The sequence below is a fragment of the Streptomyces sp. CLCI03 genome (assembly GCF_053615355.1).
Genome location: NZ_CM132132.1, coordinates 1175517 through 1202196, shown reverse-complemented (window position 1 = coordinate 1202196; position 26680 = coordinate 1175517). Strand labels below are relative to the sequence as shown.

Here is a 26680-nt window from a genome sequence, read left to right as displayed (position 1 = left end):
CGGGGTCCCCGAACGCTGCCGGAACACGGCCTTCGGCCGGTACTCACCCAGGTCGTCCACAGCTCCTGTCACGTGAACAGGGGACCGGAAACAGGCGACTTCACCCGAATCGATGCCGTTCCTAGGCTGGACGGGCAAGCAAGCGGAGCATGCGTCGCGGGCCGGTCACCGGTGCGGCGCCGAGGGAGTTGTCTTGGCCAGTCACGATCCGATCGAACGCCCTGCGGAGCCGTCGTTCAGCGCGTTCCGCGCGTCCGGAGCGCAGCAGCGGATGTACTTCCTCCAGCAGCTGGAGGAGGGCAGGCCGACCTACCACATGCCCGTCTTCTACGGCCTCGAAGGCCCGGTGGACGAGGCAGCGCTCCGCACCTGCGCCCAGGGTCTGGTCGACCGGCACGAGGCGCTGCGCACCCGGTTCGTCCTGCGGGACGGCGAGCTGTGGCAGCACATCGACACCGAGGCCGCGCTCGTCTGGTCCTCCGCCGCGGCCCGCGGACCCCAGGACATCGAGGAGTGGATGGCCGCCGAACACCACCGGCCGTTCGACCTGGAGTCCGGACCGCTCTTCCGGGCGGCCCTGCTGCACACCCCCGAGGGCGCGGTCCTCGCGCTCGCCATGCACCACATCGTCGCCGACGGCTGGTCCGTCGGGATCCTCGCCCGCGAGCTCCTCACCGCGTACGCCCGACACGGCGACGGATCCGACGCGGCCGCGGAGGTCCTGCGGGCCCCGGACTACCAGTACGCCGACTTCTCCGACTGGCAGGAGGAATGGCTGCGAGGACCCACCGCCCGGCGCCAGCTCGGCTACTGGGAGAAGCAGCTGGGCGGCGAGCTGCCCGACGCGCCCCTGCCCCGCGACGGCCGGCCCGCCGCCGGCCCGGCCCGAGGCGCGGCGGCGCTGCACTCCTTCGAGGTACCGGCCCCGGTGCTCGCCCGGATGGAGCGCCTGTGCCGTGACACCCGCAGCACCCCCTACACGCTGATGCTGGCGGCCTTCCAGATCGTGCTGGGCCGCTACACGGGCACCGACGACGTCCTGGTCGGGACGCCGGTGGCGGGCCGGGGCCGCAAGGAGTTCCAGGACACCGTCGGCCTGTTCGTCAACACGCTGGTGATCCGCGCCGACCTGTCCGACGACCCCGCCTTCCGGACCCACCTGGAGCGCGTACGGGACACCGTGCTCGACGCCCAGGACCACCAGGACCTGCCCTTCGAACGCGTCGTCGACCGGATCGCCCCCGGACGCACCGGCGAGGAGGCGTCCCCCTTCCGGGTCATGTTCGGCCTGCACGACGAGGACGGCATGACCGGCGGCCTGCCCGGCCCGAAGGCCACGCTGCTCGAAGGCCCCGCCGGGACCGCCAAGTTCGACCTGACCTTCGACGTCGTACGCAGCGGCGGTGCGCTGAGCTGCCGGCTGGAGTACCGGGCCGACCTGTTCGAGGCCGCCACCGTCCGGCAGTTCGGCCGACACTTCGCCCGCCTCCTGGACGTCGTCACCGAGCATCCCGAACTGCCCCTCAGCGGACTTCCGATGCTGTCGGCCGACGAGCGGACCGGCATCGGTTCGCCGCTCCCGGCCCCCGCCGGCCTCCCGCACACCCCCGACGAGCCGGCGTGCGTCCACGAGATCTTCGCCGGACACGCCGCCCGCACCCCCGACGCGGTCGCCCTCGTCCACGAGGGCACGTCCCTCACCTACCGCGAGCTCGACACCCGCGCCAACCGACTCGCGCACCGGCTGCGCGCCCTCGGCGTCGGACCCGACACCCTCGTCGGACTGTGCCTGCCCCGCTCCACCGACCTCGTCGTCGCCCTGCTCGGCATCCTCAAGGCCGGCGGCGCCTACCTGCCGCTCGACCCCGACAACCCGCCCGAGCGGCTGCGCCACATCGTCCAGGACGCCCGCCTGGAGCACGTCGTCGGCACCACCGACACCCGGGCCCTGTGGGACGCCCCCGGCCTGGCCTCCGTCGACCTGCTCGCCGACGCCCCGCTCCTGGCCGCCGAACCGGACACCGCCCCCGACACCGGCGTGACCCCGGACCACCTGGCCTACGTCATCTACACCTCCGGCTCCACCGGGCTCCCCAAGGGCACCCTGGTGCCCCACGCCAACGTCACCCGGCTGTTCTCCGCCACCGACCACTGGTTCGGCTTCGGCCCCGAGGACGTGTGGACCCTCTTCCACTCCATCGCCTTCGACTTCTCCGTCTGGGAGCTGTGGGGCGCTCTCGCCCACGGCGGCCGCCTCGTCGTGGTCCCGTACGGGACCAGCCGCTCGCCCGAGGAGTTCCACCGGCTGCTGCGCGAAGAGCGGGTCACCGTCCTCAACCAGACCCCCTCCGCCTTCTACCAGCTGGCCCGGGCCGACGAGGAACACCACCGCACCGCCGCCCCGGCCCCCTCCGGGCTCGCCCTGCGCCACGTCGTCTTCGGCGGTGAGGCCCTCGACGTCGCCGCCCTCGCCGGGTGGTTCGCCCGGCACGGCGACACCGCACCCCGCCTGGTCAACATGTACGGCATCACCGAGACGACCGTGCACGTCACCTACCGGCCGCTGACCGCCCGCGACGCCGAGGAGGGCCGCGGCAGCGTCATCGGCGTGCCCATCCCCGACCTGCGCCTGCACCTGCTCGACGCGCGCGGCCGCAGCGTCCCGCGCGGCGCCGTCGGGGAGCTGTACGTCGCCGGGGCGGGCCTGGCCCGCGGCTACCTGCGCCGGCCCGAACTCACCGCCGAGCGCTTCCCCACCGGCCTCGGCGACGGTGTCGCCGACGCACCCGCCGGGCACCTCGGCGGCGCGCGGCTGTACCGCACCGGCGACCTGGCGCGGGCCTTGCCCGACGGGGACCTGGAGTACCTCGGCCGCATCGACCACCAGGTCAAACTGCGCGGCTTCCGGATAGAACTCGGCGAGGTCGAGGCCGCCCTGGCCGCCCACCCCCTCGTCGACGCCGCCGTCGCGCTCGTCGCACCGGATCCCGCGGGCAGCGACGTCCTGGTCGGCTACCTGGCCGTGACCGGCGCCGAGGACGGGGCGGGCCCCACCGTCGAGGACATGCGCGAGCACCTCGCGCGGCGGCTGCCCGGCTACATGATCCCCGGCGCGTTCGTCACCCTGCCCGCCTTCCCGCTGACCGCCAACGGCAAGACCGACCGGCGCCGGCTGCCCGCCCCCGGCTCGGCCGCCCGCACCCCCACCGCCGGCTACGAGGCACCCCGGGGGCCGGTCGAGACCGCGCTCACCGAGGTCTTCGCCCAGGTCCTCGGACACGAACGGGTCGGCGCCCTGGACAACTGGTTCGCCCTCGGCGGGGACTCCATCCGCTCCCTCCAGGTGCTCGCCCGGATCCGCGAACGAGGCCTCGACCTCACCGTCACCGACCTCATGAGCTCCTCGACGGCCCGCGCCCTCGCCCCGCACGTCACCCCGCTGCACCGGGCCCCGGCCGCAGCCGTTGCCCCGTACGAGCCGTTCTCGCTCCTGACCCCCGAGGACCGCGCCGCCCTGCCCGAAGGTCTGGAGGACGCCTACCCGATGACCCGGCTCCAGGCCGGCATGCTCTACCACAGCGACCTGCCGTCGGCCGGTGGACGCGTCTACCACAACGTGGCCTCCTACCTGATCGAGGCGCCCTTCTCCGAGGACGCCTGGCGGACCACCGTCGACGTCCTCGCGGCCCGGCACGAGATGCTGCGCACCTCCTTCGACCCGCACGGATTCACCGCGCCCCTCCAGCTCGTCCACCGGGGCGCCCGCCCGGAGATCACCTTCGAGGACCTGTACGGGCTCGACGCCGACGCACAGCGGACCGCGGTCGCCGCCCGCTACGCCGCCGAACGCGACAGGCCGTTCACCTGGGACCGGCCCCCGCTGATCCGCTTCCACGTCCAGCGGCTCTCCGACACCCGGCTCCAACTGTTCGTCGCCGAGCACCACGCCGTCCTCGACGGCTGGAGCGAACGTTCGCTCCTCACCGAACTGGCCTCCTGCTACACCGAGGCGCTCGCCGCCCGTACCCCCGCGGACGGCCCCTCCCCGCAGGCGGGCCCCCGCTCCCGGTTCGCCTCCTTCGTCGCCCTCGAACGGGCCGCGCTGGCCGACCCCGGGCAGCACGCCTTCTGGACCGGCAAGGTCGCCGACGCGCCCGCGACCCGGCTGCCCCGCCCGGCGCCGACCGGCGGACCCGCCCGCATGTCCTGGTACCTCGCGCCCCTGCCCGAAGGGCTGCACGCCCGGCTCACCGCCCTGGCCGCCGCATGCGGGGTACCGCTGCGCACCGTCCTGCTCGCCGCCCACTTCAGGGCCATGGCCCTGCTGGGCGGCGGCGACGCGGTCACCACCGGGGTGGTCCACAACGGCCGCGCCGAGGAGACCGACGGTGACAAGGTCGTCGGCGTCTTCCTGAACACCCTGCCGCTGAGCGTCGACGTCACCGGGCTCAGCTGGCGCGGCCTCGTCGCGCGCATCGCCGCCGTCGAGGCGGAACTGCACACGCACCGCCGCTTCCCGCTCGCCGAGATCCAGCGCCTGTCCGGGGGCGGCCCGCTCTTCGAGACCTTCTTCAACTACACCCACTTCCACGTGGAGCGGGACGGTCCGGCCGACGGCGCGTTCACCGTGCTGGAGGAGATCGGAGAGGCCGGCACCGACTTCGCCTTCGGCGCGGAGTTCTCCCGCAGCCCCGACGGCTCCCTGCTGGAACTCGGACTGCGCTTCGACGCGGCCCAGTTCTCCGAGGAGCAGATGGCGAGCGCGCACGCGTCCTACACGGCCGCCCTGCGCGACCTCGCCGAGTCCCCGGACCGTGACTGCACCGCCGCCGACCTGCTGCCGGAGGTGGAACACCGCCGCTACGCCGAGTGGAACCGGACCGCCGTCGAGTATCCGCGGCCGCACGTCCTGACCCGGCTCATCGACGAGCAGCGGGACCTGACGCCCGACGCCCCGGCCGTCCGCTTCGAGGGCGCGGAGCTGACCTACCGCGCCCTCGACATCGAGGCCGAGCGGCTGTGCGCGGCGCTGCGGGAACACGGCGCGGGCCCCGGCACCTTCGTCGGCCTGCTGCTGGAACGCTCCCTGGCGCTGCCCGTCGTCCTCCTCGCCGTCCTCAAGTCCGGCGCCGCCTACGTCCCGCTGGACCCGGAGCACCCGGCGCCGCGCGTACGGTCACTGCTGGCCGAGTCCGGTATCGGCCTGGTGGTCACCGAGGGCGCGTGGGCGGAGCGGCTGGAGGGTTCCGGGGTCACCGTCCTGCGGCCGGACGAGGCCGCGACGGGCACCGTGGGCACCGCGGGTCCCGCGCGTCCCGCCCGGGCGCCCGAGCCGGCCGACCCGGCGTACATGATCTTCACCTCGGGATCCACCGGCAAGCCCAAGGGAGTCGTCGTCTCCCACGGCGCCATCGCCAACCGGCTGCTGTGGATGCAGGACGAGTACGCGCTGACCCCGGGGGAGCGCGTGCTGCACAAGACGCCGTACACCTTCGACGTCTCCGTGTGGGAGCTGTTCTGGCCCCTGCTGACCGGCGCCACCCTGGTCCTCGCCCGCCCGGGCGGCCAGCGAGACCCCGGCTACCTCGCCGGCCTGATCCACGACGAGGCCGTCACCACGGTGCACTTCGTCCCGTCGATGCTCAGCGTGTTCCTCGACGATCCCGCTGCCGTGGCCGGCTCGGTCGGCCTCACCCGGGTGGTCTGCAGCGGCGAGGCCCTGCCGTACGAGGTCCAGCGCAGGTTCTTCGAGCGGCTGCCCGGCGTCGAACTGCACAACCTCTACGGGCCCACCGAGGCGGCCGTCGACGTCACGTACTGGCAGTGCCGGCCGGACGGCGGCGACACCGTGCCCATCGGCCGGCCCATCGCCAACATGCGCACCCACGTCCTGGACCGGCGTCTGGCCGAGGTCCCCCTCGGCGTCACCGGGGAGCTCTTCCTCGAAGGCATCGGCCTCGCCGACGGCTACCACGGACGCCCCGAGCTGACCGCCGAGCGGTTCATCGAGCACACCGGCTCCGACGGCGTCACCCGCCGCCTGTACCGGACCGGTGACCTGGCCCGGCACCGCCCCGACGGAGCCCTGGAGTACGCGGGTCGCACCGACCACCAGCTCAAGATCCGCGGCTTCCGCGTCGAGCCGGGGGAGATCGAGGCCGTCCTCGCCGAACACCCCGGCGTGCGCGACTGCGCGGTCCTGCCCCGAGGCGAACGCCTCGTCGGCTACTACGTCCCCGACGCGCCCGGCCTGGACGCCGCCGCCTCCGATTCCGCCTCCGCCCCCGAGCCGGCCGAACTGGCCCGGCACGCCCGGGAGCGGCTCCCCGAGTACATGGTCCCCTCCGCCTGGGTGTGCCTGACGGCCCTCCCGCTGACCGCCAACGGCAAACTGGACCGCGCCGCCCTGCCCGACCCGGACCCGACCGACCTGCGCGGCGGTGTCGAACCGACCCCGCCCCGCGACGCCCTCGAAGCCCGCCTCGCCGAGATCTGGGAGGGACTGCTGACCACCGGCCCGGTCGGCGTCCACGACGACTTCTTCGAGGCCGGCGGGCACTCCATCGACGCCCTGCGCCTGATCGGCCGGATCAACCAGGCCTTCGGCGAACGCCTCGGCGTCTCGGCCGTCCTGGAGCACCCGACCGTCGCCCGGCAGGCCGCCTTGCTGCGCGGCCGCCACGTCGAGGCGGTCCCGGACCCGGTGGTCCGCCTGCGGACCGAGGGCACGCTCGACCCGCTCCTCCTCGTCCACCCGATCGGCGGGAACGTCTTCTGCTACCGCGCCCTGGCCGCAGAACTGGGTCCCGATCGACCGGTGTTCGGGCTGACCGCACCCGGCCTGACCGACTCCGACCAGGCGTCCGACGCCACGCCCGCCCCGACGTCCGACGCCACGGTCGAGGAACTGGCAGCCGCCCATGTGGAGGCCCTGCGCCGGATCCGTCCCACCGGCCCCTACCACCTGGCCGGCTGGTCCTTCGGCGGGCTCCTCGCCTACGAGATGGCCGTCCAACTGCACGCCGCCGGAGCGCGGGTGGCGACCCTGGCGCTGCTGGACACCGGCTATCCGGAGCCCGGCCACGTCCCCGACGACGAGAACGAACTGCTGGAGTGGTTCCACGAGGACCTGGCCCGCTCCGCCGGCTTCGACCCCACCGACGAGAGCCGGTCCGCGCTGCGCAGCGCCCTGCGGAGCGTCACCGACACCCCCACCCGGCTCGCCGTCCTCGCCGAGCAGGTGGAACGCGAGGGCTTCGCCCCCGGCCTGGACCCGCGGGACCTCGCCCGGCACTACGCGGTCTTCCGCACCGGCCTCCGCGCCGCCGCCGCGTACGAGCCCCCGGCCGCCCCCTGCCCGGTCCTGTTCCTCCAGAGCACGACCGGCGCCCAGGAGCACGCCGCCGACCGATGGGCGGACCGGGCCGAGGCCGGCTTCACCCGCCAGGACGCCGCCACCGACCACTACGGGCTGATGCGGCCGCCGCACAGCACCGGGGCCGCCGCGCTCCTGCGCACCGCCCTCGCCGAGGCCGACCACCGCTGAACGGGCGCCCCGGCTCGCCCGGGGCGCCCGTGCCTCCTCCACCCCACCGCCCCGCCCTTCGCGCGCCGTGCGCCGACGAGGCGTGCCCCGGCACGCCCCCGCGCCCCGCACCAGAACAGGAAACGGAACACACCACGTGACGAGTGACACCCCGGGGCCCGCCGCCCCCGAGCTGAGCGGTCGGATCCGCGGCGGCCCCGCCGAACTCCTCCACGACGAAGTGCTCGCCCCGCAGTTCGGGTTCGAGTCGCGCCACCTGCTGCGCCACTACGTCGCCATCGAGAAGACCCTGGCCGCCGAGTACGTCCGCATGGACCTGATCACCGCCGAGGAGGCCCACCGGATCGCCGTCCTGCTCGACGCCGTCGGGCCGGACACCCTCAGCGCGCAGCCCGGCGCCAACATGTCGGACATCGCCTTCGCCCTCGAACGGCACGTCGAGGCGGGCCTGCCCGCCCCGGTCGTGCGCTGGCACGCCGACCGCAGCCGCAACGACCTCCAGGCCTGCGCCCAGGTGATGTACGGCCGCGACCAGCTCGCCCGCTTCGCGGACGCCCTCCTCGAACTCGGTTCGGTCGTGCACCGGGCTGCCCTGGAGACCTGCGACCTGCCCATGCCGGGGTACACCCACTTCCAGGCCGCCCAGATCATCACCCCCGGCTTCCACCTCGCCGCGCTCTCCGAGCACCTGCTGCACACCCACGCCAGGCTGTTGACCGCGTACGACGGCATCGACGCCTGCCCGCTGGGCGCCGGCGCCATGGCGGGACAGGAACTGCCCTGGGACCGCGACCGGATGGCACGGCTGCTCGGCTTCTCCCGGCCGCAGCCCCATGCCCTGACCGCGGTGGCCTCGCGCCGCTGGAGCGCCGAACTGACCGCGGAGCTGAGCCTGCTGGGCACCGCGCTGAGCCGCTTCGCCACCGACCTGCTCACCTGGGGCGGCAGCGAGTACGGCTTCATCGAACTGCCCGACGAACTGTCCGGCATCTCCTCCGCCATGCCGCAGAAGAAGAACTACCCGGTCCTGGAGCGCATCCGCGGGCGCACCGCCCACCTGACCGCCTTCCACTTCGACGTGCTCCTGGGCCAGCGCAACACCCCCTTCTGCAACCTCGTCGAGGTGTCCAAGGAGGCCGGCACCCACCTGTCGAACGCCTTCGACTCGGCCCACGGCACCGTCCGCCTCCTCACCGAGGTGCTGCGCAGGCTGACCTTCCGCGCCGACCGGATGCGCCAGGTGTGCGAGCGCGAGTTCCTCGGCGGCTTCAGCCTCGCCAACGCCCTCTGCCTCACCGAAGGGGTGCCCTGGCGCACCGCCCAGGTCGTCGCCGGGAAGTACGTCGTGCTCGCCGCGACGGCGGGCGCCGCCCCCGCCCCGGGCGAGCCCGCCCTGCTCGCGGAGGCGGCCGCCGGACACGGCATCACCCTCAGCGACCCCGCCCGGCTCCTCGCCGAGGCCTTCGACGTCGACCGGGGCCTGGAGCGCATGGTGTCCGCCGGCTCGGCCCGCCCCGACGCCGTCCGCGCCGTCCTGCGCACCCAGCGGGAGACGTACGAACGGCTCGGCGCCGACTGGCGGTCGCGCGCCGCCGCGATCCGCGCGGGCGCCGAGGAAGGCGACCGCTTCCTGTCCGGCACGACCGGCGACGAGATCCAGGGGGAGGACGGCGATGGCACCCGCGCCCGCGTACAGCACGCCCACTGACACCGTCACCGGCGCGGCCGCCGCTCCCGTCGGAGCCGCCCCCGTCGGACCCGGCTCCGGCAGCGCCTTCGGCACGTTCGGCGAACTGCTCCAGGGCGCCCTGCCCCACCCGCAGGGAGACTTCCTGGTCACCTTCCCCCTCGCCCGCTGGGCCACCGCCGTGTTCCACCCCCGGCCCGGCCGCCGCGACGTCCAGGTCCGCCCGGCCCACAAGGCCAAGTCCCGTCGTGTCGCCGAGGCGGTCCTGGCCGCACTCGGCACGGCGGACGGCGGCCTGCTGGAGGTCGCCGGGGACCTGCCCGAGGGCAAGGGCCTCGCCAGTTCCTCCGCCGACCTGGTGGCCACCGTACGGGCCGTCGGGTCCGCCCACGGGCGCGCCTTCACCCCGGCGGAGACGGAGGACTTCCTGCGCGGCATCGAACCGGCCGACGGGGTGATGTACGACGAGATCGTCGCCTTCCACCACCGGGAGGTGCGCCTGGGCCGCCGCCTCGGCGTGCTGCCCCCGCTCACCGTCGTCGCCCACGACGAGGGCGGCCAGGTCGACACCGTCGCCCACAACCGGGGCGCCCGGGCCATCGACGCCGCCGACCGGGAGGAATACGCCCGCCTGCTGGACCGGCTCACCGACGCCGTGGCCCGCGGCGACCTCGCCGAGGTCGGCGCCGTCGCCACCCGCAGCGCCGAGATGAACGCCCATCGCCGCCGGCGCGCCGGATTCGCGGAACTGCACGCCCTGTGCCGCGAGGTCGACGGGCTGGGCCTGGTCCTCGCCCACAGCGGCACCATGCTCGGCGTCCTCCTGGAGGCGAACGACCCCGCCCTCGCCGGCAAGACCGAGCACATCCGGGCCGGCTGCGCCGCCCTCGGCGGAGAGGTGTCCGTACACCGCTCCCTCGGCGCCGACGACAGCTGGAGCCCGCAGGCCGCGCCCGCCCACCCCACCGAGCTGGAGATCTGAGCATGCTGTTCGACACCGTGACGGACGCGATCGGCGGGACCCCGCTGATCCGGCTGCGCCTGGGCGAGGCCCGCGGCGTGGAGGTCTACGCCAAGCTGGAACTGCAGAACCTCTTCGCGATGAAGGACCGCGTCGCCCGCAACATCCTGCTGGAGGCCCGGCGGCTGGGCACCCTGAAGCCGGGCGCGCCCGTCATCGAGAGCTCCTCGGGCACCATGGCCCTCGGCGTCGCCCTCGTCGGCCGCTCCCTGGGCCACGAGGTGCACATCGTCACCGACCCGCGCATCGACCCCGTCACCCTCGCCAAACTCCGCGCCCTGGGCTGTCGGGTGCACATCGTCGAGGCCATGACCAGCCACGGCTGGCAGAGCGCCCGCCTGGAGCGGCTCGCGGAGCTGCTGGAGGAACTGCCCGGCGCCTTCTGGCCGCAGCAGTACACCAACCCCGACAACCCCGGCGCCTACCGCACCCTCGCCGGTGAACTCCTCGCCGACCTGGGACGGTTCGACACCCTCGTCGGAGCCGTCGGCAGCGGCGGCTCCCTGTGCGGCACCGCACGGGCGCTGCGCGAGGAACTGCCCGCCCTGCACGTCGTCGGCGTCGACTGCGTGGGCAGCGCCCTCTTCGGACAGCCCGACGTGCCGCAGCGGCTGCAGAGCGGGCTCGGCAACAGCCTGCTGCCGAAGAACCTGGACCGCACCCTCATCGACGAGGTCCACTGGCTCAACGACCACGAGGCCTTCGCCGCGACCTGGGACCTCGCCCGCGAGCAGCAGATCTTCGGCGGCAACACCTCGGGCTCCGTCTACCGGGTCCTCACCGGCCTCGCCGACCGCGCCGAGCCCGGGACCCGGATCGTCGGCATCCTGCCCGACCGTGGCGACCGCTACGCCGACACCGTCTACGACGACGCCCACTGGGACGCGAACCGGCTGCGCGAGGTGCCCACCGCCACCGCGCCCGCTCCGCTCGGACCCGACGGGACCGCCCGCACCTGGTCCACCCTCGCCTACAGCCCGCCCGCCGGGATCGGCCGGCACCTGCTGTTCGTGGAGTCCAACACCACCGGCACCGGCATGCTCGCGCTGGACCGGGCGCGCGAACTGGGCACCGTACCCGTCCTGCTGACCGGCGACCCCGACCGCTACCGGGGCCTCGCGGAGACCGGCGCCGAGGTGCTGCGCTGCGACACCAACTCCGACGCCGCCCTGCGAGCCGCCGTACAGGAACGGTTCCGCCGCGAGGAGATCGCCGGGGTCACCACCACCAGCGACTTCTACGTACCGGCCGCCGCCCGGATCGCCCAGTGGCTCGGCCTGCCCGGCAACGCGCCCGAGGCGGTGGCCGTCTGCCGGGACAAGTCCGCCCTGCGCGAGCGCCTGCGGGCGGCGGGCGTCCGCCAGCCCCGCTACGCCCTGGTCCGGGAGCCGGCCGGGGCCGCGGCGGCCGTCGCCCGCACCGGACTGCCCTGCGTGGTCAAGCCGGCCGACGACTCGGGCTCCACCAACGTCCTGCTCTGCGCCGACGAGGCGGCGGTCCGTGCCCAGATCGGGAAGATCCTCGCGATCGACACCAACGTGCGGGGCATGCCCACCGCCCGCACCGTCCTCGTCGAGGAGTACCTGGACGCGCCGGAGTACAGCGTCGAGATGTTCGGCGGCGACGGGCAGGCCGTGTGCGTCGGCATCACCGCCAAGTCCGTGACCGCAGGCCCCCACTTCGTCGAGCACCGCCACCTCTTCCCCGCCCCACTGCCCGCCGGCACCGCCCAGCTCGTGATCGAGACGGTGACGGCGGCCCTGGACGCGGCCGGGATCCGGCTGGGCGCCACCCACACCGAGGTCAAACTGACCGCCGACGGGCCCGCCCTCATCGAGATCAACCCCCGCCCGGCCGGCGGCATGATCCCCGAACTGATCCGGCTCGCCACCGGCGTCGACCTCCTCGACGCACAGCTCCGCGCCGCCCTCGGCCTGCCCCCGCACCTCAAGGCGGAAGAAGCCGGCCACGCCGGGATCCAGTTCCTCCTCGCCGACACCGACGGCACCCTGACCGCCGTCCACGGCGCCGACGCCGCGGCAGCGGTCGAGGGGGTCGAGTCGGTGCTGGTCACCGCCGCCCCCGGCACCCCCGTCCGCAGGCCCCGTAGCGCCTCGGACCGGATCGGGCACGTCATCGCCCGCCACGGGGAGCCCGAAGGCGTGCACGCCGTCCTCGACGCGGCCCGCGCCCAGCTCCGCCTGGACATCGAAGCCACGCCGAACTCCTGATTTTCCGTCACATTCGCACCGACGACGTGCCGTACGACCCGTACGGCCGCACCCGACCCGAAAGGCGAACCGCCATGAGCAACCCCTTCGAGAACGACAACGCCTCCTACGTCGTGGTCCGCAACGACGAGCTCCAGCACTCCCTGTGGCCCGCCACCAACCCCGTCCCGGCCGGCTGGACCGTGGTGCACGGCCCCGACGGCCGGCAGGCCTGCCTGGACCACGTCGAGCGGGTCTGGACCGACATGCGCCCCGCCTCCCTGGTGGCCGCCCTCGCCGGGACCGCGGCCCGTGGCTGAGCCCGTCCACCGCACCGAGCACCCGTCCGAGCCCGACCCCGTACGGACCCTGCGCACGCTCTTCGCCGAGGTCCTCGGCCGCGCCGAGGTCGACGCCGGCCACAGCTTCACCGGGCTGGGCGGGGACAGCATCCAGGCGATCCAGGTCGTCAGCCGGGCCCGCGCGGCCGGCCTGGTCGTCAGCACCCGCGACGTGCTCCGCGCCGAGAGCGTGAGCGCGCTCGCCGCCACCGCCCGCGCCCGGAGCCGGGCGGGCGAGGACGCCGGACCGGCCGTGCCCCCGCGCCGACTGGGCCCGCTGGCACCCACCCCCATCATGGGCTGGCTCGCCGAACTCGGCGGTCCCGTCGACACGTACAACCAGTCCCTGGTGCTGCGCACCCCGCCCGGCTTCGGGGCGGCCGCCGCCGAACGCACCGTCCAAGCACTCCTGGACACGCACGAGATGCTCCGCCTGCGGCTGCCCGAAGGGATCGGGGCCACCGGCGCCGAGCCCGTCGTACCGCCCGCGGGCTCCGTCGCCGCGGCGGACCTGCTGGAACTGGTGGACGCCCGCGGGACGGGCGAGGCGGAACTCCCCGCCCTGACCCGGGAGCGGATGCGGGCCGCGCGGCGGCTGCTGTCGCCCCGCGAGGGCCACATGCTGCGCGCCGTACTCCTGGACCGGGGAGCCGGACAGCAGGGACGGCTCGCGCTCGTCGTCCACCACCTCGTGGTCGACGGAGTCTCCTGGCGCATCCTCCAGGACGACCTGCGCAGCTGCTGGACGGCCCTCGCCGAGGGTCGCGAGCCCGCCCTGGAACCGGCGGCGACCCCGTTCGCGCACTGGGCCGACCTGCTGCGCGCGGAGGCCACCTCCGGCCGTCGGACCACCGAGGCCGACCGCTGGGCCGCCGCCCTGCGCGAGGCCCCGCAGCCCCTGGCCGGGGTCCGCGCGCCCGGCGGCCTCGACCCCGAGAGCCCCGAGAACACCCTCACGCTGACCCTCGGGCCGGACGTGACGGGCCCCCTGCTCACCACCGCGCCCGGCCTCGTCAACGGCACCGTCAACGACGTGCTGCTGACCGCCCTGGCCCTCGCCGTGCTCGGCCGGCGCGACGCCGACGGCCAGGACACGGGCGACGAGGAGGGCGCCGTCCTCGTCGACGTCGAGGGCCACGGCCGGGAGGACGTGGCCGACGGCACCGACCTGTCCCGCACCGTCGGCTGGTTCACGACCGTGTTCCCCGTCCGCCTCGCCCTCGGCCGCCCGGACCTCGACGAGGCCCGCGCGGGCGGACCCGCGGTCGGCGCCGCCCTGCGTCTGGTCAAGGAGGAACTGCGCGCCGTACCCGACAAGGGCATCGGCTTCGGGCTGCTGCGCCACCTCAACTCCCGTACCGGGCCGGATCTCGCCGCGCGCGGCATCCCCGAGATCGGCTTCAACTACCTCGGCCGGTTCCCGATGGGCGGCGACGCCCCGTGGGACGCCGCGCCCGGGCACGACTTCGCCCTCGACGACGCCGACGAAGGCCTTCCGATGGCCCATGCCGTGGAGGTCAACGCGGCCGCCCACGAGGGCCCGGACGGCCTCACCCTCAGCGCCACCTGGACCTGGGCGGGCAACGCCTTCCCCGGGAGTCGGGTCCACGACCTCGCACACGAGTGGTTCACCATGCTGCGCGCCGTCGTCACCCACGCCGCCCGCCCCGACGCCGGCGGGCTGACCCCCTCCGACGTATCCCTCGCCCAGGTCAGCCAGGCCGACCTCGACACCTTCGAATCCCAGCTCGGAGCCCTGCTGTGATCCCTCTCTCCCACGCCCAGCAGCGGCTGTGGTTCCACGCCCGGGACGGCGCCGACGGCGCGCTGTACCACATCCCCGTCGGGCTGTGGCTGCGCGGCACCCTCGACCTCCCGGCCCTGCGGGCCGCGCTCGCGGACGTGAGCGGCCGCCACGAGGCGCTGCGCACCGTCTTCCCCGACGACGCGGGCCGCCCCCACCAGCGGATCCTGGACCCCGTCGACGCCGCCCCGGTGCTCACCGTCACCGACTGCCCGCCCACCGAACGCGCCCGGAAGGCCGAGGAGGCCTCGTCCCGGCCCTTCGACCTCGCCGCCGAACCACCGCTGCGCGCCGACCTGTTCACCGACGGCGCCGAGGACCACTACCTGCTGCTGGTCCTGCACCACATCGCGGGCGACGGCCACTCCGTGAACATCCTCGTCCGCGACCTCGCCGCCGCCTACACCGCCCGGTGCGCCGGTCGGCCGGCCGCATGGCCCGAACTGCCCGTCCAGTACCCGGACTACGCGCTGTGGCAGCGCGAACTCCTCGGCCCGGCCCAGGACCCCGACTCGCTGCACGGCCGACTGCTGACCCACTGGGCGGCCGTCCTCGACGGCCTGCCCGAGGAACTGGCCCTGCCCGCCGACCGCCCCCGCCCGGCCGTGGCCAGCCACCGGGGCGCACTGGTCGAGGCACGGACCGACGCCGCCGCCCACGCGGGACTGGCCGCGCTGGCCCGGGAGGCCCGGGCCACCCCGTTCATGGCCGTCCAGGCCGCCTTCGCGGTCCTGCTCACCCGCCTCGGCGCCGGCACCGACCTGCCGCTCGGCTGCCCCGTCGACGGCCGGGAGGACGAAGCCCTCACCGACCTCGTGGGTCTGTTCGTCAACACCCTGATCGTGCGCGCCGACACCTCCGGCGACCCCACCTTCACCGAGGTGTTGGGCCGGGTGCGCACCGCCGCCCTGGAGACGTACGCCCACCAGGAACTGCCCTTCGAGTCGCTGGTCGAACGCCTCAACCCGGCCCGCTCGCCCGCCCGGCACCCGCTCTTCCAGGTCGCCGTCGCCGCCCAGCGAACCGAGTCGCAGCCCCCCGTCTTCGCGGGCCTGCGGGCACGGATGGAGGCCGTACGCACCGACACCGCCAAGTTCGATCTCACCCTGGAGGTCGAGGAGCTCCACGACCCGGCCACCGGGCGACCCCTCGGCCTGGCCCTCGGCCTGGAGTACGCGAGCGACCTGTTCGACGAGGCCACGGCCCGGCGCCTGCTGGACCGCCTCGTCCACCTCGTCGACGCCGTCGTCCGCGACCCCGCGGTCCCGCTCTCCGCACTCGACCTCCTGCTGCCCGGGGAGCGCGCCGACCTCCTGGAGCGCTGGCAGGGCGCCCCCGTGGTCCCCGACGCCCGCACCGTCCACGGGGCCTTCGAGGAGCGGGCCGCCGCCCACCCCGACCGCCCCGCCGTGCGCTGCGCCGGCCGGGAGACCACCTACGGCGAACTCGACGCGCGGGCCGACCGGATCGCCGGCCGGCTGCGCGCCCTCGGTGTCCGGCCGGGCGAAGCCGTGGCCGTCCTGATGGACCGCTCGGCCGACCTCGTCGCCGCCTGCCTGGGCATCCTCAAGGCGGGCGCCGCCTACCTGCCGCTGGACGCCCGGGCCCCGCGCGCCCGGACCGAGGCCGTGCTCACCGCGTCCGGGGTCGCCGTCCTCGTCACCGACGTCCCGGACGGCGGACCCCTACCGGCCGGCCCGCGCCACGTACTGCGTCCGGACGGGCTGCCCGACGCGGAGACCGGGACGACCGGGACGGGTGTGCCGGGCGGGCACGCCGACGCCCTCGCCTACCTGATGTACACCTCCGGCTCCACCGGCACCCCCAAGGGTGTGGCCGTCGCCCACCGCGAGGTCGTCGCCCTCGCGACCGACGGGCGCTGGCGCGGCGGCGCGCACGAGCGGGTCCTCTTCCGCTCCCCGCACGCCTTCGACGCCTCCACCTACGAACTGTGGGTGCCGCTCCTGAACGGCGGCCTCGTCGTCGTCGCGCCGCCCGGCGAACTCGACGTCGACGCACTGGCCCGGCTGATGGTCGAGGAGAAAATCACCGGGACCTTCCTCACCGCCACCCTCTTCAACGTCCTCGCCGACCGCTGCCTGCCCGCGCTCGGCACCCTGCACGAGGTGATGACCGGCGGTGAGGCCGCCTCGCCGTCCATGGTCCGCCGGGTCCGCGAGGCCTGCCCCGGCACCACCGTCACCAACGCCTACGGCCCCACCGAGACCACCACCTTCGCCGCGACCTTCGCCGTCGGCCCGGGCCAGGAGGCCCCCGACGGGCAGGTCCCCATCGGCCGCCCCCTCGACGGTACGCAGCTGCACGTCCTGGACGAGCGGCTCGGCCTCGTGGCGCCCGGCGTCATCGGCGAGCTGTACATCGCGGGCGCCGGACTCGCCCAGGGCTACCTCGGCCGGGCCGCGCTGACCGCCGAACGCTTCGTCGCCTGCCCGTACGGCCCCCCGGGCACCCGTATGTACCGCACCGGCGACCTGGCCCGCTGGAGCGCCGACGGGCAGGTCGAGTACCTCGGCCGCGCCGACCGGCAGGTCAAGATCCGCGGACTGCGCATCGAACCCGCCGAGATCGAGCACGTCCTGGCCGGCCACCCGGCCGTGGGGCAGGCCGCCGTCACCGTCGTGGACACCCCCGCCGGTCCCGCGCTCGCGGGCTACGCCGTCCCCGCCGAGGGAACCCCCGCACCCGATCCGCGGGAGCTGCGCGAGCACCTGCGCGCCCGGCTGCCCGACTACATGGTGCCCGCCACCCTCACCCTGCTGGACGCCTTCCCCGTGACCGCCAACGGCAAGACCGACCTGACGGCCCTGCCCGTACCCGGCCCGGCGACGGCCGGCGGCGCGACGGCCCGCCAGGAACCCCGCACCGACGACGAACGCGCCCTGTGCGCGATCTGGGAGCAGGTCCTGGGCGTGCCGGACATCGGCGTCCACGACAGCTTCTTCGATCTCGGCGGGCACTCCCTGCTCGCCACGCAGCTGCTCGCCGAGGTCCGGGACCGCTTCGGCGGCGCCGTCGGCATCCGCCAGTTCTTCACCGGCCCCACCGTCGCCGAACTGGCCGCCGCCCTGACCGCCGCCGCGGCCGCCGACGCCGGCGCCGAGGACCCGCCGATCGTCCGCCGGGCCCGCCGCACCCAGACCGCCTGACCACCGAAGGAACACCACCGTGAACCACCCGCCGTCCACCCCCGCCCCTTCCACCCCCGGCACTTCCGCCGCCACCCCTGCCGCCGCCCCGGCCGCCCGCTCCCTGGTCGAGGACGTCCTGCCGCTCTCCCCGCTCCAGGACGGCATCCTCTTCCACGCCCTCTTCGACGAGGAAGAACACGACGTCTACGTCGCCCAGTTGCTCCTCGACCTCGACGGCCCCCTCGACGCGGACCGGCTGCGCGCCGCCGCCGACACCGTCCTGGAACGGCACGCCAACCTCCGCGCCGGCTTCCTGCGCCGCGCCACGGGCGAGCCCGCCCAGGTCGTCCAGCGCGGCGTAAGGGCCCCCTGGCAGGAGGTGGACCTCTCCGGGCTCGGCGAGAGCGAGCGCACCGCGGCCGTCGACACCCTCCTCGCCGAGGACCGCGCCACCCGCTTCGACCTCGCCCGGCCGCCCCTGCTGCGCTTCACCCTCGTCCGCACCGGCCCCCTCTCCCACCGGCTGCTGCTGACCTACCACCACATCGTGATGGACGGCTGGTCCTGGCCGGTCCTGGTCCGCGAACTCCTCGCCCTGCACCACGCCGACGACGCCCCGCTGGGCCCCGTCACCCCCTACTCCGCCTTCCTGAGCCGGCTCCGCAGCCGCGACACGGTCGCCGCGCAGGACGCCTGGACCCGCGCGCTGGACGGCCTGCCGGGCGGAACCCGCACCGCGCCGGTGTCCCCGCCGCCCGGCTCGGTCCTGCCCGACCGCGTGGAGACGTACCTCCCGGAGGCACTGACCGAACGGCTCGGCGCCCTCGCCCGCGCCCACCGGATCACCTCCGGAACCCTGCTCCAGGGCGCGTGGGCCCTCCTGCTCGGCCGGCAGATCCGCTCCGAGGACGTGGTCTTCGGCGCCATCGTCAGCGGTCGCGACCCCGAACTGCCCGGCGTCGCCGACATCGTGGGCCTGTGCATCAACACCGTGCCGGTCCGGGTCCGCATCGACCCGACGGAGTCCCTCGTCGCGCTGTTCGAGCGGCTCCAGGACGAGCAGGCGCGCCTGATCGACCACCACCACCTCGGTCTGGTCGAGATCCAGCGACTCGCGGGCGCCGGTGAACTCTTCGACTCCTGCGTCGCCTTCCAGAACTATCCGGTCGACGCGGCCGGCCTCGCCGCCCTCGGCGCGGGCGGGCTCCAGGTCACCGGCGTGGACCCGTACGACGCCGCCCACTACCCGCTCTGCCTGACCGCCATCCCCGGCGACCGGCTGCGGCTGCAGATCGACCACCGGCCCGACGTCTTCGACCGCGACACCGCCCAGGCCCTGCTGGAACGCCTCACCCGACTCCTGGAAGCCGTCGCCGACGACCCCGCGTGCCCGGTGGGCACCGTGGACCTGCTCTCCCCGGCCGAACGCCACCGCGTCCTGGTCGAATGGAACGACACCGCCCGCGACGAGGACTACGCGGAGGTCGTCGAGCGCGTACGACAGCAGGCCGAGCGCCGCCCCGACGCCGTCGCCACCACCGACGACACCGGCCGTACGTCGAGCTACGCGGACCTCATGGCCCGCGCCGACGCCCTCTCCCTGGCCCTGCTCGCCGACGGCGTACGCCCCGGCGACCTGGTCGCGGTGCTGAGCGAGCCCACCACCCGCGTCCCCGTCGCGATGCTCGGCATCCTGGGCTCCGGCGCGGCCTACGTCCCCCTGGACCCCGAGGGCCCCGTCACCCGTACCGCCGACCTCCTGGCGAACGGCGGGATCGCTCGGCTGCTGGCCGCCCCCGAACAGCGCGCCCGCGCCGAGGAGATCGCCGCCGCCGTCCCCGGCGGCCTGCCCGTCCTCGTGATCGACGACGCGGCCGCCGCGGCCCCGGGCGAGCGCCCCGCGCCGTCCGGCGCACCCGACGCCCTCGCCTACGTCTGCTTCACCTCGGGCTCCACCGGCAAGCCCAAGGGCGCCATGGTCCACCGCCGGGGCATGAACAACCACCTGCTGTCCAAGGTCGAGGACCTCGGCCTCGGCGACGGCGACCGCGTGGTGATGAACGCCCCGCTCACCTTCGACATCTCCGTGTGGCAGATGCTCGCCCCGCTGATCACCGGCGGACAGGTCCACCTGGTCACCCGCGACACCGCCCGCGACCCGGCCGCCCTCTTCGACGACGCCGCCCGCCGGGGGATCACCGTCCTGGAGACCGTGCCCTCCTTCGTCCGCGCGGCCGTCGACCTCTGGGACACGGGCGTGCTCCCGCCGGCCCTGCCCGAGCTGCGCTGGTTCATCGTCAACGGCGAGGTCCTGCCGCCCGAACTGTGCACCCGCTGGTACGCCCGCCACCCGCAGGCCGCGATCGTCAACGCCTACGGCCTCACCGAGTGCTCCGACGACAACACCCACGCCTTCATCGGCCCCGACGTGAACGCCCAGCTGGAACACGGCCGACTGCCCGTCGGACGCCCGCTGCGCAACAACACCCTCTACCTGCTGGACGCCGCGCTCGCCCCCGTACCGCCCGGCGTGCCCGGCGAACTCTTCATCGGCGGCACCGGCGTGGGCCCCGGCTACCTGCGCGACCCGCGCCGCTCCAGCGAGCGCTACGTCCCCGACCCGTTCTCCGCCGTCCCCGGCAGCCGGATGTACCGCACCGGCGACCTCGCCCGGATGCGGGCCGACGGCCAGCTCGACTTCCTCGGCCGCCAGGACCACCAGGTCAAGGTCCGCGGCAACCGCATCGAACTCGGCGAGGTGGAGACCGCGCTGCGCGCCGTGCCCGGCGTCGGTGAGGCCGTCGTCGCCGTCGACCGGGACCACGCCGGACAGCAGCGCCTCATCTGCTACTTCACCGGGACGCCCGGCGCCGAGGAGGTCCGCACGGAGTTGGGCCGCACCCTCCCCAACTACATGGTCCCGTCGCTGTTCCTGCACCTGCCGCGGTTCCCGCTCACCGTCAACGGCAAGCTCGACCGCAAGGCGCTCCCCGACCCGGCCACCGTGCACCGCCCGGCCGGACGGCTGCCGGTCACGCCCGCCGAGAAGACGGTCTGCGAGATCTTCGCCTCCGTCCTCGGCCTCCAGGACGCCGGCATGGACGACGACTTCTTCGCCCACGGCGGCCACTCGCTCCTCGCCACCCGCCTGGCCGGCCGCATCGGCGCCGAACTCGGCGTACGGCTGAACATCCGCGACCTCTTCGAGACGCCCACCCCCGCGGGCATCGCCGCCCGCCTCACCGAGGCCGCCGGCGCCCCCGCCCGCCCGGCGCTGCGCCCCCGCTCCCGCGACCAGGCCTGATCACGCCTGACCAGGCCCGATCACGCCCGACCGCGCCGCGAAGAGCCCCGACCGCACCCCAGGAGACACCACCACCATGAGTCCGACCGAGACCACCCCCGTGCCCCTGCGCATCGCGCACCGGGCCGAGCTCACACCCGAGGCCACCGCGGTCCGCGCCCCCGAAGGGGAGCTGACGTACCGCCAGTTCGACCGGCGGGCTCGCGCGGTGGCCGAGGAGCTGCGCGAGGCGGGCGCCGGGCCGGAGGACACCGTGCTCCTGGGGGTGCGCCGGGGCGTCCACTGGGCGGTGGGGCTGCTCGGCATCTGGTACGCCGGCGCGGCCCCCCTCCTGGTGGACCTCGACGCCCCCGACGAGCGGCTGCGTACCCTGCTGCGGGAAGCCGGCACCCGACACGCGGTCACCCAGGACACCTACGCCGCCGCGATGCTGCAACGCCGCCTCGGGAGCGAGCTGTTCTGGGCGTCCACCACGACCGCGGCCCCCACCTCGGCGTTCCGGCCCGTCGACATCGCACCCGGGTCCCTCGCCTACGTGCTCTTCACCTCCGGATCCACCGGCCTGCCCAAGCCCGTGGCGGTCGCCCACCCCGGACTCGCCGCCCAGGTCGCCACCCTGGCCGAACGCTACGAACTGACCGAGCGGGACCGGGTCCTGCAGTTCGCGGCCCCCGCCTTCGACGTCAGCCTGGAGGAGGCCCTGCCCACCTGGTGCACGGGCGGGGCCGCCGTCTTCGTCCAGGACAACGTCCTCTCGCCCGCCGAACTGGAGCCGTTCCTGGAGGAGGAGCGGATCAGCGTCGTCAACCTCCCCACCCCGTACTGGTCGCAGTGGGCCAAGGACGTGGAGCGCGCCCCCCGGCCGCTGCCGTCCGCACTGCGCCGCGTGGTGATCGGCAGCGACGCGGGCCGCACCGCGGACCTGACGCGCTGGACGACGGCCGGCCATCCTCCGGTGATCAGCTGCTACGGCCTCACCGAGTCCACCATCACCGCCACCTCCTACGAGCCGGGACCGGCGGAACCGGCCGGGTTCACGGGCGCCGAGCTGATCCCGCTCGGCGAACCCCTGGCCGGCGTACGGGCGTACGTCCTCGACGAGGAGCTGCGCGAGGTACCCCCCGGCACCGCGGGCGAGCTGTACCTGGCGGGCTCCTGCCTGGCGCGCGGCTACCACGGCCGGCCGGGCCTGACCTCCGAACGGTTCGTCGCCGACCCCTTCGCCGACGCCCCGGGCGAGCGCATGTACCGCACGGGCGACCGCGTCACCCGCACCCCCGACAGCGGCCCGCTCGTCTTCCTAGGGCGCGCCGACGACCAGGTCAAGATCCGCGGCCACCGCGTCGAACTCAAGGAGGTGGAGGCGGCCGTGGCCGCCCACCCCGATGTCGTCGACGTGGTCGTGCGCGCCGTCGCGGCGGCCGACGGACCACAACTCGCCGCCTGGGCCGCCGTCACGGTCGGCAGCCCCCTCACCCCCGACGAACTGCGGCGTCACCTTCTGGCCAAGATGCCCGGGTACCTCGTACCGGCCGTGGTGACACTGATGGAGCGGCTGCCCCGCACCCCGGGCGGCAAGCTCGACCCCAAGGCGCTCCCCGCGCCCGCCCCCCGATGAACCCGCACCCCGTGGACCCCGTCCGCGACCAGACAAGGAACGCACCCGTGTCCGTCACCACCGACGAGTCCACCGAGACCGGTCAGGCCGTGGAGCGCCGGCAGCGCAGGGACTTCCGTCTCTTCATGTCCTCGCACATCTGCAACGAGCTGGGCGGCAGCATCACGTACGTGGCCCTGCCGCTGATGGCGGTGCTCACCCTCGACGCCTCGGCGATGCAGGCGGGCCTGCTGTCCGCCGCGGAACACGCGGCGTTCCTGCTGTTGGGTCTGCCCGCCGGCGCCTGGGTGGACCGGATGCGCAAGCGTCGCGTGATGATGGCCGCCGACCTGGCGCGCGCCGTCCTGCTGACGGCGCTGCCGGTGGCCTACCTGCTGGACCTGCACTCGATGCCGCTGCTGTACGCGGTCGCCCTGCTGCTGGGCTGCGCCCGGTTGTTCGGTGACGTCGCCGATCAGAGCTACCTGCCGACCCTCATCGGCAAGGACACCCTGATCGCGGGCAACTCGAAGCTGGAGACGGTGCGTTCCGGGGCCGAGTTCGCCGGCCCCGGCATCGCCGGCTTCCTGGTGCAACTGCTGGGCGCGGCCGGGACGCTGGCCGGCCAGGCCGTCACCTCACTGGTCTCCGTGGTCCTGCTGGGGCGGATCGGGGCCCGCGAGGAGAAGCCGGAACCGGCCCCGCGCCGGCACCTGCTGCGCGACATCCGCGAGGGCTTGAGCTATGTCCTGAGCCACCGGATCCTGCGGCTGATCGCCCTGAACACGGCTGCCGTGAACCTGTTCCTCAGCGCGGTGATGGCCATCGAGGTGCTCTTCCTGACCCGGACCGTCGGGCTGCCGCCCGCGGCCCTCGGCTGGGTGCTGACGACGGCCACGATCGGGTCGGTGCTGGCGGCCACCGTCGCGGACCGGGTGACCCGGGCCGTCGGCGCGGCCCGGCTCACGTGGCTGTCCCTGCTGGTGACCATGCCCTTCGGGCTGCTGCTCCCGCTGGCCGACAAGGACTGGCGGATCGGCCTGTTCGTGCTCGGATCGCTCGTCCAGTCGGCCGGGGTCACCCTGTACAACATCTGCCAGGTCACCTACCGGCAGACGGTCTGCCCGCCGCACCTGCTCGGCCGGATGACCGCCACCATGCGCTTCCTGGTGTGGGGCGTGCTGCCGCTGAGCGGCCTGCTCGCGGGACTCCTCGGTGAACTCCTGGGTGTGCGGGACGCGCTGTGGGCGTGCGCCGCAGCCCTGTCGGCGGCCCCGCTGGTCCTGCTCTGTTCCCCGCTGCGGCGGATGCGCACGTTCGAGGACGACGCCCCGGTGGCCGGGGCCGAGTCCGGCGCCTCGCCCGCGCGGTCGGCTCAGTAGCCCATCCGGAAGGCGATGTGGGTGAGCTGGGTCCGGTTCACCGCGCCGGTCTTGCTGCGCAGCCGGCGCAGGTAGGTGTCGACCGTGTGCGGGCTCAGCCCCATCCGGCACGCGATCATCCGGTAGGTGTCCCCCTGCGCGAGGTAGGCGAGCACCTCCTGCTCGCGGGGGGTCAGTGCGGGCAGCTCCGGTGCGCGGGCGGTGAGCGTGGTGTGCAGCATGTGGGGCTCCGGATTCCGGATCGAAGGTGAAGGGGAGCGGCGGGGCTCGGCACCCCCGGTGACGGTGCGATCACTTTGGGTGTGATCGCACCGTTTCGGACGTCCGGGGCCTGAAGTGGCCGGACACCCGCTGCTGTTCGTGGGGCCCAGCCTTTCGTCCTGCTTATCCTGGCGCCAGGGGGCGGGCACCTCACCAAAGTGCCTGGCAGTAAAGCGACCAGGGGCGAAAAAGGCAAAGTGGGGCAATGCAAACATCTGACGTGGTGCCGGATCCGAACAATGCCGATCTTGACATCGATGTCTACGGCTGGGTGCTCGAACACCGCACGGTGGACGTGGACGCGGTGGCCGCCGGAACGGGGCGGGACGCGGACGAGGTCCGGGGGAGCGTGGCACGCCTGCGGGCCTCCCGTCTGCTGCACGTGAGCCCGATCGACCCGACGGTCGCCTTCGCGGTGGCCCCGGACACCGCCGCCGAGCAGCTCGTGGCGCCCCTGGAGGCGCAGATCCGCGAGCAGCAGCGGGCGATCAGCGGGATCCGCGAGGACCTGGGACGCTTCCTGCCCCACTATCTGGGCCGCCGCTCCACGGGGGAGTCGCTGGAGGTCCTGGAGAGCCTGGAGGACGTGCGCGGGGCACTCAACCGGGCCTCCCTCAACTGCACCACGGAAATGCTCAGTTCGCAGCCGGGGGGCGGCAGCCGGGTGCCGGAGGCGATGCAGGAGGCGCTGCGGCGGGACGAGACGATGCTCCAGCGGGGGATCTCGATCCGGACCCTCTACCACCACACGGCCCGCTTCAACGGGCCGAGCCAGGCCTACGTCGCGGCCACCTCCGTACTGGGGGCGCAGTACCGCACCGCGCACGAACTGTTCGGCCGGCTCATCGCCTTCGACCGGGAACTGGCCTTCATACCGGTCTCCGACGGCAGTTGGGGTGCCGTGGTGATCCGCGAGCCGTCGACCGTCGCGTACCTGTGCAACATCTTCGACCAGACCTGGGACCTGGCCTCACCGTTCTCGGCCGCCGCGGGTCAGGGACTTGAGGAGGTCGCCCGCGAGATCCACGAGACGATCATCCGGCTGCTCGCGGCAGGGCTGAAGGACGAGGCCATCGCCCGACGCCTGGGCATGTCGCTGCGCACCGCCCGGCGTCACATCGCCGACATCATGCAGGAGCTGGGTGCGGGCAGCCGCTTCCAGGCCGGTGTGGCCGCCGCCGCGCGCGGGCTGCTCGACCTGGAGGACGGGTCGGAGGGGTCGGACGCATCGGAGGGGTCGGCCGGCTCGCCCGTACAGCCTTCCTGACCTGGTGTCACGTGTTCTCGTGTCTGTCGCGGTCGGCGGGCGTGTCGCATGCTGCTGGGATGGGAGCTGTGGAGCCGCCGAACAAGAGGGGCACGTGATGGACATGCCGGAGGAAGCCTGGGAACGGGAGGCCCCGCACCTGCGGGAGATCGCCCTGTTCCTCTCGGTCCACCTGGACCGGGCGCCGGGTGTGCTGTGGCCCGAGTACGACAACCCGGCGTTCGGCGATCCCGCCGACGCCGGTGACGACGATGGGGACGTCGGTGCCTACGGCGCCGACGGATCCGCGGCGGGCCCGGCGGGTGATGCCGTGTGCCCGGCCCAGGTGGACCGGTTCACCGCCGAACTGGCGTCCCTGACCGGGCTGTCCGTCCGGCTGGACCGTGTGGAGACGGCCGGGGCCGCGCCGGGCGTCGGCGTGGACGCGGTCTGGACCGGGCGTCCCGGGGACCGGGAGCACCTGCTGATCCACCAGATCGCCGGCGCCGTGACCTGGCAACTGACCGGGACCGGCGAGGGCGGTCGGCCGGCGTCCTTCCAGTGCCGGCTGCTGCCCGGCGAGGTGCTGTACGTACCGGCCCGATGGGCGCGCAGGTGTGTCGGCGCGCCGCAGGCGCGGTACGCCGTCATCTCCCTGAGCGGTGCGGGTGACTGACGGCCCGGTGCGCGAAAAGGGGGAGGGAGGATCGCGCCGCGATCCTCCCTCCCCCTTTTTTCGTCCGGCCCTCACGGGCCGGTGTGATCAGCCGCCCCAGGAGCTGTCGTTGATGTCGCGCAGTCGGCCGTTCGTCGTGGTGCCGACCGTCACCACCTGGCCGCTGGGCGTCACGATCTGACGCGGCGTCTGGGTGGTGGTGGCCTCGCCCCCGGTGGTGGTGGTCGTCACGGTGGTCGCGGCCGTGTCGCCGTCGGCGGCCTGAGCGGCGCCGGCGGCGGACAGCAGCGCGGCGGCGGTCACGGACAGGGCGATGGCGTAACGCTTGAGCATGGGATCCCCAGGAGTACGAGCGGTCTGGTCCCGCCGCGGTCCGCTTCGTGGGCCGTCCGCGCCGGTCGGTGCAGGACCAACCTTGCCGTGCACAGGGTGCTTCGGTGATCGATCAGACTGTTC

At 74.4% G+C, this 26680-nt stretch carries 14 protein-coding genes; 12 read left to right on the top strand and 2 right to left on the bottom strand.

The annotated features are described in order from the left end of the window. Positions 1 to 193: 193 nt before the first annotated feature. The 10 genes from ACWG52_RS05495 (at position 194) to ACWG52_RS05450 (ending at position 24041) form a co-directional block, all read left to right on the top strand. Complete coding sequence (locus ACWG52_RS05495; protein WP_453128001.1) at positions 194 to 7546, top strand: amino acid adenylation domain-containing protein; 7353 nt, start codon at positions 194 to 196, stop codon at positions 7544 to 7546. 136 nt (positions 7547 to 7682) lie between these two features. Beyond that, the gene (locus ACWG52_RS05490) at positions 7683 to 9254 is read left to right on the top strand and encodes an argininosuccinate lyase (protein WP_389810294.1); all 1572 of its coding nucleotides are present in this window, start codon (positions 7683 to 7685) and stop codon (positions 9252 to 9254) included. Continuing rightward, on the top strand, positions 9220 to 10215 hold the full coding sequence (locus ACWG52_RS05485; protein ID WP_453127999.1) for a GHMP family kinase ATP-binding protein: 996 nt from the start codon (positions 9220 to 9222) through the stop codon (positions 10213 to 10215). Before ACWG52_RS05490 ends, ACWG52_RS05485 begins: the two co-directional genes overlap by 35 nt. 2 nt (positions 10216 to 10217) lie before the next feature. Next, the gene (locus tag ACWG52_RS05480; RefSeq protein ID WP_389810288.1) at positions 10218 to 12485 is read left to right on the top strand and encodes a pyridoxal-phosphate dependent enzyme; all 2268 of its coding nucleotides are present in this window, start codon (positions 10218 to 10220) and stop codon (positions 12483 to 12485) included. 74 nt (positions 12486 to 12559) lie between these two features. Beyond that, complete coding sequence (locus tag ACWG52_RS05475; RefSeq protein ID WP_266444920.1) at positions 12560 to 12784, top strand: MbtH family protein; 225 nt, start codon at positions 12560 to 12562, stop codon at positions 12782 to 12784. After that, complete coding sequence (locus tag ACWG52_RS05470; protein WP_390136672.1) at positions 12777 to 14570, top strand: condensation domain-containing protein; 1794 nt, start codon at positions 12777 to 12779, stop codon at positions 14568 to 14570. The genes ACWG52_RS05475 and ACWG52_RS05470 overlap by 8 nt, the downstream gene beginning before the upstream one ends. Beyond that, complete coding sequence (locus ACWG52_RS05465) at positions 14567 to 17776, top strand: non-ribosomal peptide synthetase (RefSeq protein ID WP_453127996.1); 3210 nt, start codon at positions 14567 to 14569, stop codon at positions 17774 to 17776. The genes ACWG52_RS05470 and ACWG52_RS05465 overlap by 4 nt, the downstream gene beginning before the upstream one ends. 19 nt (positions 17777 to 17795) lie before the next feature. Continuing rightward, positions 17796 to 21062 (top strand): non-ribosomal peptide synthetase, encoded by a 3267-nt coding sequence (locus ACWG52_RS05460; RefSeq protein WP_453127994.1) that lies wholly within the window; start codon positions 17796 to 17798, stop codon positions 21060 to 21062. 76 nt (positions 21063 to 21138) lie between these two features. After that, on the top strand, positions 21139 to 22680 hold the full coding sequence (locus ACWG52_RS05455; protein ID WP_453127992.1) for an amino acid adenylation domain-containing protein: 1542 nt from the start codon (positions 21139 to 21141) through the stop codon (positions 22678 to 22680). A 47-nt stretch (positions 22681 to 22727) separates the two neighbouring features. Continuing rightward, on the top strand, positions 22728 to 24041 hold the full coding sequence (locus tag ACWG52_RS05450) for an MFS transporter (RefSeq protein WP_389810273.1): 1314 nt from the start codon (positions 22728 to 22730) through the stop codon (positions 24039 to 24041). Here ACWG52_RS05450 and ACWG52_RS05445 read toward each other — a convergent pair. Further along, entirely contained in the window at positions 24035 to 24262 is a 228-nt protein-coding gene (locus ACWG52_RS05445; protein ID WP_030716619.1) for a response regulator transcription factor, read from the bottom strand. The two genes, ACWG52_RS05450 and ACWG52_RS05445, sit on opposite strands and share 7 nt — an antisense overlap. Positions 24263 to 24507: 245 nt before the next feature. Here ACWG52_RS05445 and ACWG52_RS05440 point away from each other — a divergent pair, with 245 nt between their 5' ends. Together ACWG52_RS05440 and ACWG52_RS05435 are read left to right on the top strand one after the other, a co-directional pair. Further along, positions 24508 to 25569: a LuxR C-terminal-related transcriptional regulator gene (locus ACWG52_RS05440; protein WP_389810269.1), complete on the top strand. Its 1062-nt coding sequence runs from the start codon at positions 24508 to 24510 to the stop codon at positions 25567 to 25569. 97 nt (positions 25570 to 25666) lie between these two features. Then, positions 25667 to 26224 carry a hypothetical protein gene (locus tag ACWG52_RS05435; protein WP_389810266.1) on the top strand — a complete coding sequence of 186 codons (558 nt, stop codon included), beginning with the start codon at positions 25667 to 25669 and terminating at the stop codon, positions 26222 to 26224. 87 nt (positions 26225 to 26311) lie between these two features. On the opposite strand, the gene ACWG52_RS05430 is transcribed toward ACWG52_RS05435, so the two are convergent. Beyond that, complete coding sequence (locus ACWG52_RS05430) at positions 26312 to 26557, bottom strand: hypothetical protein (RefSeq protein ID WP_389810263.1); 246 nt, start codon at positions 26555 to 26557, stop codon at positions 26312 to 26314. Positions 26558 to 26680: the final 123 nt, after the last annotated feature.